Here is a 16227-nt window from a genome sequence, read left to right on the forward strand (position 1 = left end):
CCGGGAGCATAGTGAACTATGTGACCGGGGTGAGTGAGCGCAGCCAACGCATCAGCAGCGCGAAATATGCAGGGTTTTAAGGGGAAATATGACTTTCTGGACTCTAATCCGTCAGCGATGCTGGGGTTTGATACTGGTGATGGCGGGCGTTTGCGTCATCACTTTTATCATCTCGCACATGATCCCCGGCGATCCGGCGCGTCTGCTGGCGGGTGACCGTGCAAGCAACGAAATGGTCGAACATATCCGCGAGCAGCTCGGGCTGAATCAGCCTTTGTATGTGCAGTTTTTCCGTTATGTGAGCGACCTGTTGCACGGCGATTTGGGGACGTCGATCCGCACCGGCAGGCCGGTTCTCGACGATCTTAAGGCTTTCTTCCCCGCTACGCTCGAGCTGGCCGTCAGCGCGTTGTTTCTGGCCATCGTGCTGGGTATACCGCTGGGCGTGCTGTCGGCGGTGTACCGCAATAAATTCCCCGATCATCTGGTGCGTTTGCTGTCGGTTCTGGGGATTTCCACCCCGGCATTCTGGCTGGGGCTGGGCGTGATAATTCTCTTCTATGGACATCTGAACCTGTTGCCGGGCGGCGGCAGGCTGGACGACTGGCTGGATCCGCCGGCCAATATCACCGGCTTTTATGTGCTCGATTCGCTGCTGACCGGTAACTGGGACACGTTCTGGAACAGCCTTCAGCATCTGGCGATGCCCGCGCTGACGCTGGCGTTCGTCCACATGGGCATTGTGGCGCGGCAAATCCGTTCTGCGATGCTTGAACAGCTGAGTGAAGATTATATCCGCACCGCGCGCGCCAACGGCTTATCGCGCTGGCGGGTGATTTTGAGTCACGCGCTGCCGAATGCGCTGATCCCGTCCGTGACCGTACTCGGGCTGGCGATGGGCGATCTGCTTTACGGCGCGGTGCTGACCGAAACGGTTTTCGCCTGGCCGGGAATGGGCGCTTATGTGGTGAATTCGATTCAGGCGCTGGATTTCCCGGCGGTGATGGGCTTTGCGGTGGTGGTGTCGTTTGCTTACGTCATCGTCAATTTGTGCGTGGATTTGCTGTATGTGTGGATTGACCCGCGCATTGGCCGGGAGGGGTGAGCGAATGTCTGTGATTGAACCTGGCGTGAATAACCACCGTGCGGGTATTGTGCCGCCGGACGTCAAACCGCGCTTCGCCACCTGGCGGCGGACGTTTCATCTGCTGAGCCGCAGCCCGCTGACGATGCTCGGGCTGGCGATCATGCTCATCGTCCTGTTTATCATGATTTTTTCGCCGTGGCTGGTGCCACACGACCCGAACGCCATCAGCCTGACCGACCGCTTGCAGGCACCGTCTGCCGCGCACTGGTTTGGCACCGATGAAGTCGGTCGCGACCTGTTCAGCCGCGTGCTGATCGGCAGCCAGCAATCGGTCGCCGCCGGGCTGGCGGTGGTGATTATTGCGGGCACGATTGGCTCACTGCTTGGTTGTTTTTCCGGCGTGGTCGGCGGTGTTGTGGACGCGCTGATTATGCGCTGCATGGACATCATGCTGTCGGTGCCGTCGCTGGTCTTAACAATGGCGCTCGCGGCGGCGCTCGGGCCGAGTCTGTTCAACGCGATGCTGGCGATTGCCGTGGTGCGCATTCCGTTTTACGTCCGGCTGGCGCGCGGCCAGACACTGATGTTGCGTCATCAGGCGTACATGCAGGCCACGCGCACCTTTGGCGCATCGCGCTGGCATCTTATTACCTGGCACGTTTTGCGCAACGTGATGCCGCCGCTGGTGGTGCAGGCATCACTCGATATCGGCACGTCGATTCTGATGGCCGCAACCTTAGGGTTCATCGGTCTTGGCGCACAGCAACCGACCGCCGAATGGGGCGCGATGGTATCGAATGGCCGCAATTATATTCTCGACCAGTGGTGGTATTCCGCCTTCCCCGGCGTGGCGATCCTGATCACCGCCACCGGTTTTAACCTGTTCGGCGACGGTCTGCGCGACCTGCTCGATCCGAAAAGCAGAGGGCGCTGAAATGGCGGAACAAAACAACGCGCCGGTTCTGGAAATCGACAACCTGCAACTGGTTTTCCCGGTCTACGGCGGCGAAGTGAAAGCCCTCAATCAGGTATCGCTGTCGGTACGTGCGGGCGAAATTGTCGGCGTGGTCGGTGAATCCGGTTCCGGTAAATCAGTCACGGCGATGATGGCGATGCGTCTTCTGCCACCGGACGGTTTCACCGTGACCGGCGGGGAATTGCGCATGCTGGGCACCGATGTGGTTCACGCCAGTGAAGAACAGATGCGTACGCTGCGCGGCGCGCGGGTGGCGATGATTTTTCAGGAACCGATGAACGCGCTGAACCCGACACGCAAAATCGGGCGGCAGATGTGCGAGGTGATCTGCCTGCACCAGAAAATCAGCAAAGCGCAGGCCTGGAAAAAAGCCACCGGCCTGCTGGAGGATATGCAGATTGCCGACGCGGAGCAGGTGATGTCGCGTTATCCGTTCGAACTCTCCGGCGGCATGCGCCAGCGCGTGCTGATTGCGATGGCGTTTTCCTGCGAACCCGAACTGATTATCGCCGATGAACCGACGACTGCGCTGGATGTCACCGTCCAGCGTCAGGTTCTTCGCCTTTTGCAGCGTAAAGCCCGCGCCAGCGGCACCGCCGTTTTATTCATCACCCACGACATGGCGGTGGTTTCACAACTTTGCGACCGCGTGTACGTGATGTATGCCGGGCATGTGATTGAAAGCGGCAACACGACGGACGTGATCGACTCGCCGTCGCACCCGTATTCCATCGGTCTGTTGCAGGCCGCGCCGGAAAATGGCGAACCGCGCAGCCTGCTCAAAGCCATTCCGGGCACTGTGCCGAATCTCTCGAAACTGCCGCAGGGCTGTGCGTTTCGCGGACGCTGTAATCACGCCGATGACCGCTGCACCCAAACGCCGGGGCTCGCGCCGTTGCCGCAATTTCCGCGTCAGTCGGTGGCCTGCTGGCATCCGCAAATCCCCATCCACCGCACTGAGGAAATTTCCTGATGATTGCTGAAGCGTTAGTCGAATTGCAGGATGTCCGCGTGCGTTTCCCTGCCAGTTTTAACTGGCGCGGCAAACCGACCGGTTACGTCCACGCGCTCAACGGGCTGGATCTGAATATCATTCGCGGCGAAACGCTGGGGATAGTTGGCGAATCCGGTTGCGGTAAAAGCACGCTGGCTCAGTTGCTGATGGGGTTGCAAAAGCCAAGCAGCGGAGAAATTCACCGGGCGCGCCATGATAATTCGTGGTTCGGTTCCGGCATGCAAATGGTGTTTCAGGATCCGCAATCGTCGCTGGATCCGCGTCTGCCCGTCTGGCGAATTATCACCGAACCGGTGTTTGTGCAGAAACACAACAGCAGCCGCGAACGCCGTGAACTCGCCGCCACGCTGGCCGGGCAGGTCGGCATCCGCAAAGAATATCTGGACCGTTTACCGCATGAATTCTCCGGCGGTCAGCGCCAGCGCATTTCCATCGCCCGCGCGTTGTCGTCAGAGCCGGACATCATCGTGCTCGACGAACCCACCTCGGCGCTGGATATTTCCGTACAGGCGCAGATCCTCAACCTGTTGGTGGAACTGCAACGCCAGCGCGGCCTGACGTTCGTGCTGATTTCCCATAATGTTTCCGTCGTGCGCCACATGAGTGACCGCGTGGCGGTAATGTACCTCGGGCAGATCGTCGAACTGGGCGCCGCAGAAAAAGTGCTGACAGAACCACAGCATCCGTACACCCGTTTGCTGCTCGATTCCGTGCCCCGCGCCGGACGGCTGTTAGATGACGGCGTCGTCGATAAAAAAGGGGAGTTACCGGGCAACCGGAACCTGCCGATGGGATGCTATTTCCGGGAGCGATGCCCGCTGGCGGGCGATGGATGCCAGATGCCGCAGGATCTGGTTTGCGGGGCAAACGAGGTGGTGGTGAGATGTCATCGGGTTATGCCGGAGCGGGCATAAGAGCGCTTTGTAACCGTAATAAACATCAAAACCTTGGGCTCGCCGCCCAAACTGGCCCAAAGGGCGCGTTAACGCGCGCGCCCTCTTGACTCCCGCGCTTTTTAACTGCGCGCTACCGCTCGCGGACTATGTTCCAGAAACTCCGGCTAGTGCCGCAAACGCCGCCGCTGCGCGGTGCTCTCATTTCGGATTCGAACCAGCGAGAAAAGAGACTCTCGCCGTTTCTCATCACTCATTCGACGTCGTTTTGAAAGCGGCCACTGACTTCTCTAAATTCAAATGCAGACTGGTTTTGTCTTTTAAACAGGTGGGATGGCGCGCTCAGAAATTTTGCTGACCGAGGGTTCGAGACCACAAGGCTCGAAGCCCTCGAGGAAGGAACCGCGCAGCGGCAAGATTTCGCGCCACACGCGGAAGTAACAGAACACATCCTTCGACCCAGCGATAGCGCGCAGTTAAAGAGCCCGGGATTCTCAAGGGGCGCGGCGATAGGCGCTCCTTGAGGCCAGTTTGGGCGGCGAGCCCAAGGTGTTGAACTGAGCGATCACCGCAATTGAAAAACCGAAACTTTCCCGGTCAGACGCGAGCCTCTCACTGCAAGTGAAAAACTGAAGTCTTTCCGGTTCGCATCACCGGCGATGCAAAAGATCCACCATACTCACCCAATTAAACGGCTCAAGGTCCGAATACCTCACCCCTTTTGCCGCCAGTTCATCAACAACCTCTTGTTGCACGCGCACAATCCCACTGCTCATGGCGCCGGCGACGCCGGCATCTTCCAGGGTTTTTACCACTTCCCGCATTTCCTCGGCGCGGCGCTTTCCGTGTTCGGCAATCCGGCTGATCAGGTAATGCGGCAATTTGTCGTCCCAGCCGAGTGACGGGAAACTGGCGTGCAGCGAGGCCAGCACTTCGTTTTCGACACCGTACTGACGCGCAGCGCTCAGGCATTCGGCGGTCAGGGCTTCCAGCCCTTTGATCATCACGCTGCGACACATTTTGATGGCCGATGCTTCGCCGACCCCGTTGCTGTGGACTTTGCTGTTAAACCCGCACTGGTTCAGCCATTCGCTGACGGTATGTGCGTGTGTTCCGCCAAGTAGTAACGGTGTTTTCAGCCTTGCGGGCGGATAAGGGGCCATGACGGCAACGTCGATGTAATGGCCGCCAGCCTGTTCGATTGCGGCCATCGCGGCGCGTTTGGTGTTCGGGGAAACGGAGTTCAGATCGAGAAAGGTGTGCTGCGCCGTGATATGAGGCGCAGCGGCGGTGGCGACGTTCAGGGATTCCGCTGCGGTCACGGCGGAGAAAATAATCTGGCTGCCTGCGAGCGCTTCGGACAGTGAATCTGCCAGCCGGATCCCCGCGCGCTGTGCGCGTTCGCGGATGATGCCGGAGCCGGTTTGTTTATCGAACGCGACGATGTCCGGCGGCGGATCCTGCTGTTTCAAATCGGTGGCAAGGATGGTGCCGACCTCGCCTAAACCGATTATCGCTATACGGGTAATGTCAGTCATGCTCTGCCTCCTGATGGCCGCCCCAGACGCTGGCGGGAATGGCGACGCGGCCTTCAAAAATCAGGCGGGCGGTGCGCAGAAGGGCGCATCCGGCCAGCCGTTGTGCGCCGCTTTTATCCGGGTCGAGTTGCAGTTCAACGCTGAATTCGCCGGTCGGATGTTCCACGCTGATGAGCGATACCGGGCCATGAATACCACCGGACGGCGTGTGCGCCAGTCCCTCGGTCACGGAGCCGGGGATCAGACAGGCGCTGGCGACGCTGACCGCACCGAGCACGCCAATCGAGGCGTGGCAGCGGTGTGGAATGAACGTCCGGCTCGATATTGCGCCGCCGTTTCGCGGTTCCGCGATAAGCGTCATTTTAGGTACCGTACGCTGTGAAACGTCGCCGAGATTCATTTTAAAACCAGCCTGTAAACGGATCGATTCAAGACGCGCTTTCAGCTCAGAATCGGCGTCGAGCTGTTCACGGCTTTCATAGCCGCTGCGGCCTAAATCTGCCGCGCGCAGCAGAACCACCGGCATGCCGTTATCGATACAGGTGACTTCGGTACCGTCGAAAACGTCCCGCGCATTGCCCGTGGGCAGTAAAGCGCCACAGCTGGAACCGGCGATATCCGCAAATTCCACGCTGATTTTTGCCGCCGTGCCCGGCACGCCGTCGATACGCAAATCGCCCTGATAGCAAACCTGACCGTCTTCAACCGGGACATGCGCCGTGGCAATCTGCCCGGTGTTTTCCATATAAATACGCACCGGCGTGATGCCGTTTCGAGCGGCAATCAGATCCCGTTCGAGGGCGAACGGGCCGACGGCGGCCAGAATATTGCCGCAGTTCTGGCCGTAGTCCACCACGGCGTTGTCCACGTTAACCTGCGCAAACAGGTAATCGACATCGGCGTCAGCGCGGGCAGAAGGGCGGATTATTGCTACTTTGCTGGTCAGCGGATCGGCACCGCCCAGCCCGTCTATCTGGCGCGGATCGGGCGACCCCATAACGGCCAGCAAAACGCGGTCGCGTAACGCCGGGTCTCGCGGCAGATCGTCAGCCAGAAAGAAGGCGCCTTTAGACGTGCCGCCGCGCATTAACAGGCAGGGAATTCGGGTCTGTGGCATAACGGTTCCTCAGCCTTTGGCGGCCAGTTCCAGCTCCGCGGTGGAGTCGTAATATTTCAGCCCTTTTTCGGCCAGACGTGGACGCATGTTGTAAATATCCAGCCCGAGTTCGCCATCGGCCATCCGCGCCCGTTTGCTTTCTTCCAGCGCTTCCCGCTGGCGGCTGGCTTCACGCACCCGCGCGACGTCTTCGCGGCGAACCACTACCACGCCGTCGTCGTCCGCCACAATGGCATCGCCCGGATACACCAGCTGACCGGCGCAGACCACCGGCACGTTGACCGATCCGAGCGTTTCTTTCACCGTACCCTGCGCGTAAACCGCCCGTGACCACACGCGGAATCCCATATCACGCAGCGTTTTGGTATCACGTACGCCAAGATCTGCCACCAGCCCGACGACGCCGCGTGCTTTCAGCGAAGTGGCCAGCAGATCGCCGAAGAATCCGTCGGAGCAGGGCGATGTCGGTGCGACCACCAGAATATCGCCCGGCTGACATTGTTCGACGGCGACGTGGAACATCCAGTTATCGCCCGGTGCGGTGAGCACGGTGACGGCGCTGCCGGAAATGGCGCAGTCTTGCTGGATCGGACGGATGGCGGGATCCATCAATCCAGTGCGGCCCTGCGCTTCGTGAACGGTGGCCACCCCAAAAGCGGCCAGCGCCGTGACATCAACAGAATTTGCTCGTGGAATATTGCGCACCACCACGCCTTTTTTGCCGATGAGGCTCATGCTAAATCCTCCGTCACGCGCGGGAAGATGCTCTGATAACCTTCGCCGTAAACGATGTTTTTGGTGCTGGTGATGCCGACGTTGCGCTTGGCCTGAACGCCGCGCTGCTGGGCGACGCGGGTGTAGTATTCCCACAAATGTTCCTGGCCGGCCATGCACTGAATCGCCTGATATTTTTTGTCCCAGACGTCGGTGATGTCGAGCAGCACGTCAGGTTTCCATTCGCACTGTTCCGGCTGATGCGGCTCGAAACAGTAAACCGGCGGTGCGCCGACGATGGTTTCGCCGGGTTTATAACCTTCTGCCTGAGCGATAATTCGCGCTTCCTGCGCCAGATGGGTGGCCATCGGATGATCGTAGTTGTACGGGTCTTTCAGGGAATGCGTCAGAACGAAATGCGGCTGCACGCGGCGGAAAACGTCGGCCAGGCGGAACAGCGATTCTTTATCGGCACGCAGCGGATAATCGCCCATATCAAAAAATTCGACGGTAGCACCCAGAATTTCAGCCGCGGCCATCGCTTCCTCGCGACGCGACGCTTTCACAATCTCTTCGGTCATATTGCCTTTACGCCACAGTTTGGCGGATTCGCCTCGCTCGCCGAAAGACAGGCAAACGATGTGAACGGCGTAACCGGCCTGCGTATGTTTCGCGATGGCACCGCCTGCGCGCCAGACGAAGTCGGCGGAGTGGGCGCTGACGACTAATGCACTTTTGCTTTCATCTTTTTTTGGCTGAGTCATGGATAGATCCTGGGTTTAGGGTGATCAGATTGCCTGAGTTCCATGCTGTCAGTCCGAGCCTGCGGCGGGTAATTCATTTGATTGCAGGGGGTATGCGTTTTATTTATATTGCTGAGGGATGTCACGAAAAAAAACCTGACGGGAGAAGGGGATGGCACAAGACGAGATGCTGAGTAACCTGATGCAAATACGCGCTTTTTGTCAGGTGGTCGATCAGGGAAGTGTATCGCGTGCAGCCGATGAGCTTTACCGCACGCAGTCGGCGGTGACGCGGGCGATCCGCGATCTGGAACAGGCTCTCGACGTGCCTCTGTTTGAGCGTCATGCCAACGGAATGTTGCTCACCGATTTTGGTAAATGCGTGCTGCCGCGTGCGCGCCGGGCGATTGCCGAACTGCGGCTGATCCCGTCGCAGCTGGCGAAATTACACGGCAAAGCCGGGCAAACGCGCAGCGAAACTGAACCGCTGTATCTGTTTAATGTCCGTCGTTTGCAGATTTTCATTTCGCTGTGTAAAACGCGGCATATGCAGACGGTCGCCACGCTGCTCGGGCTGAGCCAGCCAGCGGTCAGCGCGGCGTTAAAGGTATTGGAAAACGGTGCCGGTCTGGCGCTGCTGGAACGCACGCCGCACGGCATGATGCCGTCGCTGGCAGGGCAGGATATCGTGCCGAATTTGCGTCGTGCGCTTAACGAACTGCGGCATATTCCCGCCGATATCGCCGCCCGTCGTGGCGTGCTGGAAGGCACCGTGCAGGTCGGCGCGCTGCCGCTCGGGCGGACACGTTTGCTGCCACAGGCGATCATCGGGCTGACGCAGCGTTACGGCGGCGTCAAAGTGATCACCAATGAAAGCGCGTTCAGCGCGCTGGCGTCCGAGTTGCGTTCGGGCGAGGTGGATTTCATCTTCGGCGCGCTGCGTTCGAACGATTATGCGGCGGATATGGTGACAGAAACGCTGTTCACCGAAAGCATGGTGATTCTGGCGCGAAAAGGGCATCCGCTGCTCCGTGAACCGGTAACGCAGGAACATCTGCGTACCGCGCGCTGGGTCTTACCGCGTGCGGAAACCCCGGCGCGACGGTTACTGGACAACAGCTTTACCGCGATGGAAATTCCGCCGCCCGATCCGGTGGTGGAAAGCGGCGATCTGGGCATCGTGCGCGGCTTGCTGCTCGGTTCGGATATGCTGGCCGCCGTTTCCGCCCGCCAGCTTGAGCATGAACTGGAAAGCGGCGAGCTGATAAAACTGCCGCTGGATCTGGCCGATACACACCGCGCCATCGGCCTGACTTTCCGCGCAGGAAGCCTGCTTTCCCCCGCCGCCCAGGCGCTGGTGGAGGAAATCCGGCAGGTTTGCAGTGCTTAAGGGCATTACAGATTGTTCTAATTTGTTGCGGAAGACGCGCCTGCTGGCGTTCAGAACATAGCTGGCCCGGGGTTTTGATGTAAGATAGTGCAGATTTTTCGTTACGCTGCTTATCTGTCTCACTGAGATACCCTCAATAGTCGTGAAACTTGCGGAGTAAGATTTAGCCCCTGCAATTCAGGAGCTTGCAAAGAGATGAATTATGAAAACTACAGAAAACGAAGTGGCTCGCAAAAAGAAAGTCGTTCTGGTGACGGATTTGCTCATCGGGCGGGGCGGAATGGAAAACGTAACAAGCCAAATCGTATCTGAATTTAAAAAGAGCGATGAGTTTGATGCCGGATTCTTCGTGATTAACAGTGGCGAAAAAACGCAGTCCAGAACGTGGTTGGATAATGCTGTCTTCCATGAAAGTGTGTGTAAATTAAGAAATAAAAAAATCAAAAACTTTATACATACGCTCAGACTGATGTTCTTTATTAAGAAACATAAACCTGATCACGTTATTACGCTCAATACTATCCCTAATCTGATGGCGTATCGCGCAATCAAATATTCAGGACAGAAATCTGTTTTGTCGACCTGGATGCATCTTCCTCCCAAAGAAAGATACCGTCCGCATTATCTTTTGTCTGCACGTCATCATTTCGCCATCAGCGGGGAGATTAAGAATCAACTCGTGGCCCTGGGCGTCGCTCCGGCCGATGTTGATGTAGTGTTTAATCCGGTTAAAAAGACAGAAGTCGTTATTCCAAGACCCTCTCATCTTCGAATCCTGTACGTAGGCCGGATTCATTTCGAAAGGCAAAAACAGTTAAAAGATTTGTTCGATGCTGTCCGGAAAATCAACATTCCCTGGTCCCTGGAAATTGTCGGTGACGGAGAGGATGTGGCTGAATGCCAGGCTTATACGCATACGCTGGGTATTTCAGGCCATGTTACATGGCATGGCTGGCAAAGTGATCCCTGGAAATATGTCGAGGAAAGCATTCGGGAAGTTAGCTGTCTGGCGATGACCTCGAATTTCGAAGGGTTCCCGCTTGTCTTGCTGGAGGCTATTTCCCGCGGGATCTATTGTATTTCTTCCGATTGCGTCAGCGGTCCATCCGAAATAATTGAAAACAATATAAATGGCAGGCTTTATCCGCAAAATGATAGTGTGCGTCTCTCTGAAATTCTGCAACAAACCGGCATGGCTGTGGCCCTGCCCGAACATGCTTTAATCAAAGAAAGCATAGGGAAATTTTATGAAGACAAGTATATGGAAAACTTCAAGATGATCCTTAATAAAATCTCTGAGGATAAAAATGCTTAACCACAATGAAACACGGATTTTGAAAATAATTGTTAACACGACTGTCATTGGACTGTGTATTTCACTGGCGTTAAGTATGTTTGTCACAGGCTTACCTCAGAAGATCTTTTACGTCTTATCGTATGTTTCTTTTTTCACTGTTTTGTATGCATTTTTTAAAAAACATTTCGCCTGCAAGAGTGAGAGATTTTACCTCGGCATATTCCTTTCGCTGGTGTTTTTAGCCGTTGTCAGGTTTACCTGGGCCATGATATTCAAACATGATGGCGTCACGCCGTCCCCGGCCAGTGCGGGTATCATTAATAATTATTTATTGGGCAGCAAAAGGATCCTTCTGGGTGCCTTTATTTTGCTCTGTTTTTCTGTCTACGGTTTTCTGGTGACGAAAAGAACCATCCTGTTAAGCAAGATCATCATCACCATCGGGTTGATGATTACGCTGGGAGTCGGGTTACATGAGCATCTTACGCTTAACGAACGCATTAAACTGACCACGGATGCGGCCTCCATATCGTCTTATATGGTTATCTTCATTTACTGTGCGCATCTTGGTTTAAGCCGTCTGGAGCATAATGCGTCTTCTAAAATTTTAGATTTAATCGCGTTTGTCGTGACTTTCGCTATTTTGTATTTATGCGGAACGAGAATAACCGTTCTGGCGCTTATTTTCCTCAAGATTACCTTTATGCTGATTGAGTATAAAATCAACCTGATCAGGAACTGGCGCGTAACCGGACTTATTATTCTGGCCATTGCCGTTATTATGGGTGTTACAGGAAAACGCTGGGCGCAAGGGATCAATGATATTCAGGAATATGATGTTCAAAGTTCCACATCCTTAGGTGCGCGGATGGCAATCTGGGAAAGTGGAAACTTTTTCCTGCATAGCCATTTAGGCTTTTCATCGCCGGATGAAAGAACCGAAATCGCGCGGAAATTCATTAAAACGAATCATCCTGAAAATATTGAGGGATATACCAATGTTCAGTACAACATGCATAATGAATTCCTCGAAGTCACCACTTTGCAGGGGCTCTTAGGCACATTATCGTTGCTATTAATCTATGGCGTTATCATTGTCGGTGGCATCAGGAAATGCGATATAAAAGGCGTGATGATACCGTTTATTGTGTTGTTTATTACCGGGCTGACCGATTCAGTGATTTTGAATAGCCAGACGGCCACACTATTTGTCATTGCGCTGGCGATTTGCAGCCTCAAACCTTTCAAAGCAGTGAAATGATTTTTATACCAGCATCAGGGCCCGCTTTGGGCCCTGATGCTGAATGCCTGCCAGTATCATCCTTTCCGATAACTCACTTATTCAAATTCACCACCGCCTGGCGGATGGCGTATTCGTAGCCCTGAATGCCGAAACCGCAGATGACACCGACGGAAACGTCGGAGAGGAATGAGTGGTGGCGGAACGCGTCGCGTTTATGCACGTTGGTGATGTGCACTTCATATAGCGGCAGGCTTACGGCGGTGACCGCGTCGCGGATGGCGACCGAGGTATGGGTCCAGGCGGCGGCGTTCAGCACAATGGCATCGGCAGAGCCGCGACAGGCCTGAATGCGGTCGATCAAATCGCCTTCGTGGTTGGTCTGGAAAAATTCGATTTCCGCACCGCAGCTTTTTCCGGTCTGATGACACAGTGTTTCGATGGTGGCCAGCGTGTCATAACCGTAAGTTTCCGGTTCGCGGGTGCCGAGCAGATTCAGGTTCGGGCCGTTAAAGACGGCAATTTTGTAGTTCATCGGGTCTTCCTTTCTTCAGTAATCTGCAAAACCAAACAGGTCTTTTGGTGTCTGCCACAGGATCTGGTGCCGCGTTTTCTCATCCGGGAATAACTGTTCCACCAGCATCAGCAACGTGCCGAGGTCCATCCGGTGTTCTGCGCGCAGGAACGGCCAGTCGGAACCCCACATGCAATGTTCAGCGCCGAATGCCTCAAGCAGCGCGTGCTGATAAGTGTGGCCGTCCTGATACGGAAAAGGCTGACGGCTGAATTTCGATAAGCCGGACAGTTTCACCCAGGTGCGTTGCTGGCTCGCGAGCTGCAACAGCGCCTGAAACGCCGGTTGCTGCAAACCTTTCGTCACATCGGGGCGGCCTGAGTGATCGATGAGCAGGCGGGTTTTCGTGCGGTTGATCAGCGGCAAAAGTGCCAGCAACTGGTCGCCTTGTACCTGAATGGCGGCGAACATGTCCAGTTCGGTCAGGCGCCCCATCAGGGCATCGAGGTGTAAAAAAGGTGCCGTGCCGAGCATCGCCACATTCATCGCGATACCGACCACGCCGGCCTGTTTGAGCGCGGCGAGTCTTTCCAGCGGAAGTTCAAAAGGTACCACGGCGATGCCCCTGAAGCGGCCATTGCCTTTTTCCAGCGCATCCAGCAGGCATGAGCTGTCAGTGTTATACCCTGACGTCGGGCCGACAATCAGGGAGTGGCGGATGTTGTAGGCTTGCATCACCGCGCGGTAATAATCGGCGGTGCCAATCTCGTGCCCTTCCGGACGGTACGGCGTGTCCGGAAGGTACGGGAAGCGCGCCGGATCAAACACGTGATGATGGGTGTCGATCTTGGGTTGCTCAAATATCGTCATGCTTTCGCTTTACCTGCTACAGAGTAGAGAACTTGCTGATTGCGGGTCTTCTGGAATTCCTCCAGCGTTTCACCGCGCATCGCGGAATAAATATGTAAGTTGGACACGCCCACCACGGCACCGAGTTTTTCCAGCAGGAAGAAGCTCACGCCGTAATGAATCATCCCGCGCCAGTCGAGTTCGCGCAGGAGTTTTTGTTCATCAGCGGTCAGTTTGTTTTCGGCAAACATCGCGTTCTGGTCAGTGAGGAAACGCTCGCGCCACGCGGGCTGGATCAGGCGATGCAGGAACCGGTTCATCCGGAAGGCTTTCAGGCTGCGCGCCTGGGTAAACGGATAGGTGCCCGGCAGTTTTTCCACGCCCGCCAGCTGTTGTGCGATTTTATCGCGCTGGCGCTGCTGCACGTCCACCGGTGCTTCACGGGACTGATTTTCGAGGATCAGCGTCGCAATACCGGTCATCGACGGCAGGTAATAGGCCTGATGCAGTTTCTTCACGTTGGCGGAAAGTGCACCGCGCATCACCAGCCACATGATGACTTCCGAACCTTCCAGCCCGCCGAGCGTGGCGAACTCCGCCAGCGTCATTTCAGTCAGACGTTCCGGGTCGTTCACGATCATATCGACAAACTGTTCGTCCCACTGCGGGTTGTTAAAGCCGCAACGTTCGCCGTGAACCTGATGGGAAACGCCGCCGGTGGCAACAATCGCCACGTTCAGATCTTCCGGAAAACTTTCGATGGCGCGGCGCAGCGCCTGACCGAGTTTGTAGCAACGGCGAGCCGTCGGGATCGGGAACTGCAACACGCCGATTTGCAGCGGAACGATTTGCGTCGGCCAGCCGCCTTCATGCGGCATCAGCGCGGAAAGCGGTGAAAACAGGCCGTGATCCAGCGGTTTGTCCTGGAAGAACGACATATCAAATTCGTCCGCCATCAGGCTGGCACCGATGTGCTGAGACAGCGCCGCATGGCCTTTCACCGGCGGCAGGTCGCGCGGGCCGCCGCCTTCATCCGCGACTTCGTAGTGGTCATCAATGCCTAACGTAAACGCCGAATAGTGATCAAAGAAAAAGGACGTGACGTGGTCGTTGAAGATATACACCAGCGCGTCGGGTTTCTTTTCTTCGAGCCATTTTTGCATCGGCGCAAAACTCTCGAAAATCGGTGCCCAGGCGCTTTCGTCCTGTTTGTTATGATCCACTGCGAAACCGATAGTCGGGGTATGTGAAACCGCTAAACCGCCTATGATCTTAGCCATCTTAAATCCTCTGAACTTTTTGTAGGGTAATCGCAACGCAGCCGCTGCGTCAGTGTATTTATGTTTCTAATTATCAGGAGGCTAACGCAAGGTTAGCGGATGTTCATGGTGCGCGACAACTCCGGGATGTCAGTAATATCAACGCCTTTGATCATCTCGGCCGGGTGTGCCGCGCGGTGCAAAAGAATACTCAGGCCAGCCAGCAGGGCAGGCAACGCCAGAATAATGAAGATCATGTTCTCGCCGGAGAAAACCCCCAGCAGGATGCCGCCCATAGACGAGCTGATGATGGCGCCGCTGCGGCCAATGCCGTGCATCCAGCAGACGCCGGTGGCGCGCATTTCGGTCGGGTAGAAGGCCGGGGAAAATGCCTGAAGCCCGGTCTGTGCGCCGTTAATACACACGCCGCTGATGAAGACCAGAAGCGCCAGCACGTCCGGGCCGAAGTTGCCGATACCCTGCGACAGCAGGCTTACCATGCCCATGATGTAGAAACCGGCGATGACGCGTTTCGCGGTGAATTTATCCATCAGACCACCGACCATCAGGCCGCCGAAGGTGCCGCCGAGCTGGAATAAACCGGCGACGATGGCGGCGCGTTCCAGCGAGAAACCACCGTTACGCATAATGGTTGGCAGCCAGCCGTTGAGCAGGTAAATCACAAACAGCCCCATGAAATACGTGACCCACAGGACAATCGTGCCTTTGGCGTAACCGTTGGTGAACAACTGAAAGACTTTGGCTTTTTTCTGAATCACCGGCGCCTTCAGGACGAATTTAGTTTCCGCGCTGAACAGGCCACCGGCGCGGGTCAGCACTTTGGCAATCTTCTCTTTCGCAACGTTGCGCACCACCATGTACATCGCCGATTCCGGCAGGATCCACATCAGCAATGGCAGCATCAGCAGCGGCACAATGCCGCCTGCGAAGATCACCGCTTTCCAGCCAAAATGCGGTAACAAACCGGCGGCGACAAAGCCACCGGCACCGGATCCGACGTTAAAGCCGCTGTACATCACGGTGATCATCAGGCTGCGGCGGCGCTCAGGCATGTATTCCGAGACCAGCGTGACGGTGTTGGGCATGACCGCGCCTAAACCGAGGCCGGTGAGAAAGCGCAAAATAGCCATTTCCATCGGCGTGCGGGCGAAGGTGCTCAGCAGGCTGAACAGGGCGAAGCAGAGAATGGACCACATCAGGACGCGTTTTCGTCCAAACCGGTCGGCGTTTGGCCCGGCAATCAGCGCACCGATGGCGACGCCGAACATGGCAGCACCCAGGATCGGCCCCATTTCCGCACGGCTGATACCCCAGTCTTCAATCAGCGCCGGGGCGATAAAACCCATCACCGCCGCGTCGTAGCCGTCGAACATTATGATGATGAAACACAGCCCCAGAACCACCCATTGATATTTTGATATCGGGCGTTCGTCTATCCACGTTTTAACATCCACGATGGTGTTGTTGCTCATAGGGTACGCTCTCTGTTTTTTTTATTAATATGTGATCGGATTAAAACTTTGAAAAAATACTCACTGACTTCCGGAGCACACCGGCGTGCCGTGATGGGGTTT

The 16227-nt window shown here is 56.1% G+C and carries 15 protein-coding genes; 7 read left to right on the plus strand and 8 right to left on the minus strand.

Annotated elements, in window-relative coordinates:
* Positions 1-88 precede the first annotated feature (88 nt).
* The 4 genes from IV433_RS02210 to IV433_RS02225 are packed head-to-tail and all read left to right on the plus strand — an operon-like array spanning position 89 to position 3992.
* Complete coding sequence (locus IV433_RS02210) at positions 89-1105, plus strand: ABC transporter permease (protein WP_101076946.1); 1017 nt, start codon at positions 89-91, stop codon at positions 1103-1105.
* Between the two features lie 4 nt (positions 1106-1109).
* Positions 1110-2021: a D,D-dipeptide ABC transporter permease gene (ddpC, locus tag IV433_RS02215; RefSeq protein ID WP_152326901.1), complete on the plus strand. Its 912-nt coding sequence runs from the start codon at positions 1110-1112 to the stop codon at positions 2019-2021.
* Position 2022: 1 nt separating this feature from the next.
* Complete coding sequence (locus tag IV433_RS02220; RefSeq protein WP_195812611.1) at positions 2023-3036, plus strand: ABC transporter ATP-binding protein; 1014 nt, start codon at positions 2023-2025, stop codon at positions 3034-3036.
* Complete coding sequence (locus IV433_RS02225) at positions 3036-3992, plus strand: oligopeptide/dipeptide ABC transporter ATP-binding protein (protein ID WP_195812610.1); 957 nt, start codon at positions 3036-3038, stop codon at positions 3990-3992. The genes IV433_RS02220 and IV433_RS02225 overlap by 1 nt, the downstream gene beginning before the upstream one ends.
* A 629-nt stretch (positions 3993-4621) precedes the next feature.
* Here the strand turns inward: IV433_RS02225 and IV433_RS02230 are convergent.
* The 4 genes from IV433_RS02230 to galB are packed head-to-tail and all read right to left on the minus strand — an operon-like array spanning position 4622 to position 8104.
* The gene (locus tag IV433_RS02230) at positions 4622-5509 is read right to left on the minus strand and encodes an NAD(P)-dependent oxidoreductase (protein WP_195812609.1); all 888 of its coding nucleotides are present in this window, start codon (positions 5507-5509) and stop codon (positions 4622-4624) included.
* Complete coding sequence (locus tag IV433_RS02235) at positions 5502-6626, minus strand: 4-oxalomesaconate tautomerase (RefSeq protein ID WP_195812608.1); 1125 nt, start codon at positions 6624-6626, stop codon at positions 5502-5504. The genes IV433_RS02230 and IV433_RS02235 overlap by 8 nt, the downstream gene beginning before the upstream one ends.
* A gap of 9 nt (positions 6627-6635) precedes the next feature.
* Complete coding sequence (locus tag IV433_RS02240; RefSeq protein ID WP_195812607.1) at positions 6636-7361, minus strand: 4-carboxy-4-hydroxy-2-oxoadipate aldolase/oxaloacetate decarboxylase; 726 nt, start codon at positions 7359-7361, stop codon at positions 6636-6638.
* On the minus strand, positions 7358-8104 hold the full coding sequence (galB, locus tag IV433_RS02245) for a 4-oxalmesaconate hydratase (RefSeq protein WP_195812606.1): 747 nt from the start codon (positions 8102-8104) through the stop codon (positions 7358-7360). The genes IV433_RS02240 and galB overlap by 4 nt, the downstream gene beginning before the upstream one ends.
* A 151-nt stretch (positions 8105-8255) precedes the next feature.
* Here galB and IV433_RS02250 point away from each other — a divergent pair, with 151 nt between their 5' ends.
* From IV433_RS02250 to IV433_RS02260, 3 genes are all read left to right on the plus strand, one after another.
* Entirely contained in the window at positions 8256-9473 is a 1218-nt protein-coding gene (locus IV433_RS02250; protein WP_195812605.1) for a LysR family transcriptional regulator, read from the plus strand.
* Positions 9474-9675: 202 nt separating this feature from the next.
* Positions 9676-10788, plus strand: a complete 1113-nt coding sequence (locus IV433_RS02255) for a glycosyltransferase (protein WP_195812604.1) — start codon at positions 9676-9678, stop codon at positions 10786-10788.
* The gene (locus IV433_RS02260) at positions 10781-12031 is read left to right on the plus strand and encodes an O-antigen ligase family protein (RefSeq protein ID WP_195812603.1); all 1251 of its coding nucleotides are present in this window, start codon (positions 10781-10783) and stop codon (positions 12029-12031) included. Before IV433_RS02255 ends, IV433_RS02260 begins: the two co-directional genes overlap by 8 nt.
* Positions 12032-12104: 73 nt before the next feature.
* On the opposite strand, the gene aroQ is transcribed toward IV433_RS02260, so the two are convergent.
* The 4 genes from aroQ to IV433_RS02280 all read right to left on the minus strand — a co-directional run bounded on the left by aroQ (position 12105) and on the right by IV433_RS02280 (position 16125).
* Complete coding sequence (gene aroQ, locus IV433_RS02265) at positions 12105-12545, minus strand: type II 3-dehydroquinate dehydratase (protein ID WP_195812602.1); 441 nt, start codon at positions 12543-12545, stop codon at positions 12105-12107.
* A 15-nt stretch (positions 12546-12560) separates the two neighbouring features.
* The gene (locus tag IV433_RS02270) at positions 12561-13394 is read right to left on the minus strand and encodes an amidohydrolase family protein (RefSeq protein ID WP_195812601.1); all 834 of its coding nucleotides are present in this window, start codon (positions 13392-13394) and stop codon (positions 12561-12563) included.
* Positions 13391-14653 carry a gallate dioxygenase gene (locus IV433_RS02275; RefSeq protein WP_195812600.1) on the minus strand — a complete coding sequence of 421 codons (1263 nt, stop codon included), beginning with the start codon at positions 14651-14653 and terminating at the stop codon, positions 13391-13393. The genes IV433_RS02270 and IV433_RS02275 overlap by 4 nt, the downstream gene beginning before the upstream one ends.
* Before the next feature lie 92 nt (positions 14654-14745).
* Positions 14746-16125: an MFS transporter gene (locus IV433_RS02280; protein WP_195812599.1), complete on the minus strand. Its 1380-nt coding sequence runs from the start codon at positions 16123-16125 to the stop codon at positions 14746-14748.
* Between the last annotated feature and the right edge of the window lie 102 nt (positions 16126-16227).

This window comes from Rahnella laticis (assembly GCF_015644585.1).
In the GTDB taxonomy this organism is placed as follows: Bacteria; Pseudomonadota; Gammaproteobacteria; order Enterobacterales; family Enterobacteriaceae; genus Rahnella; species Rahnella laticis.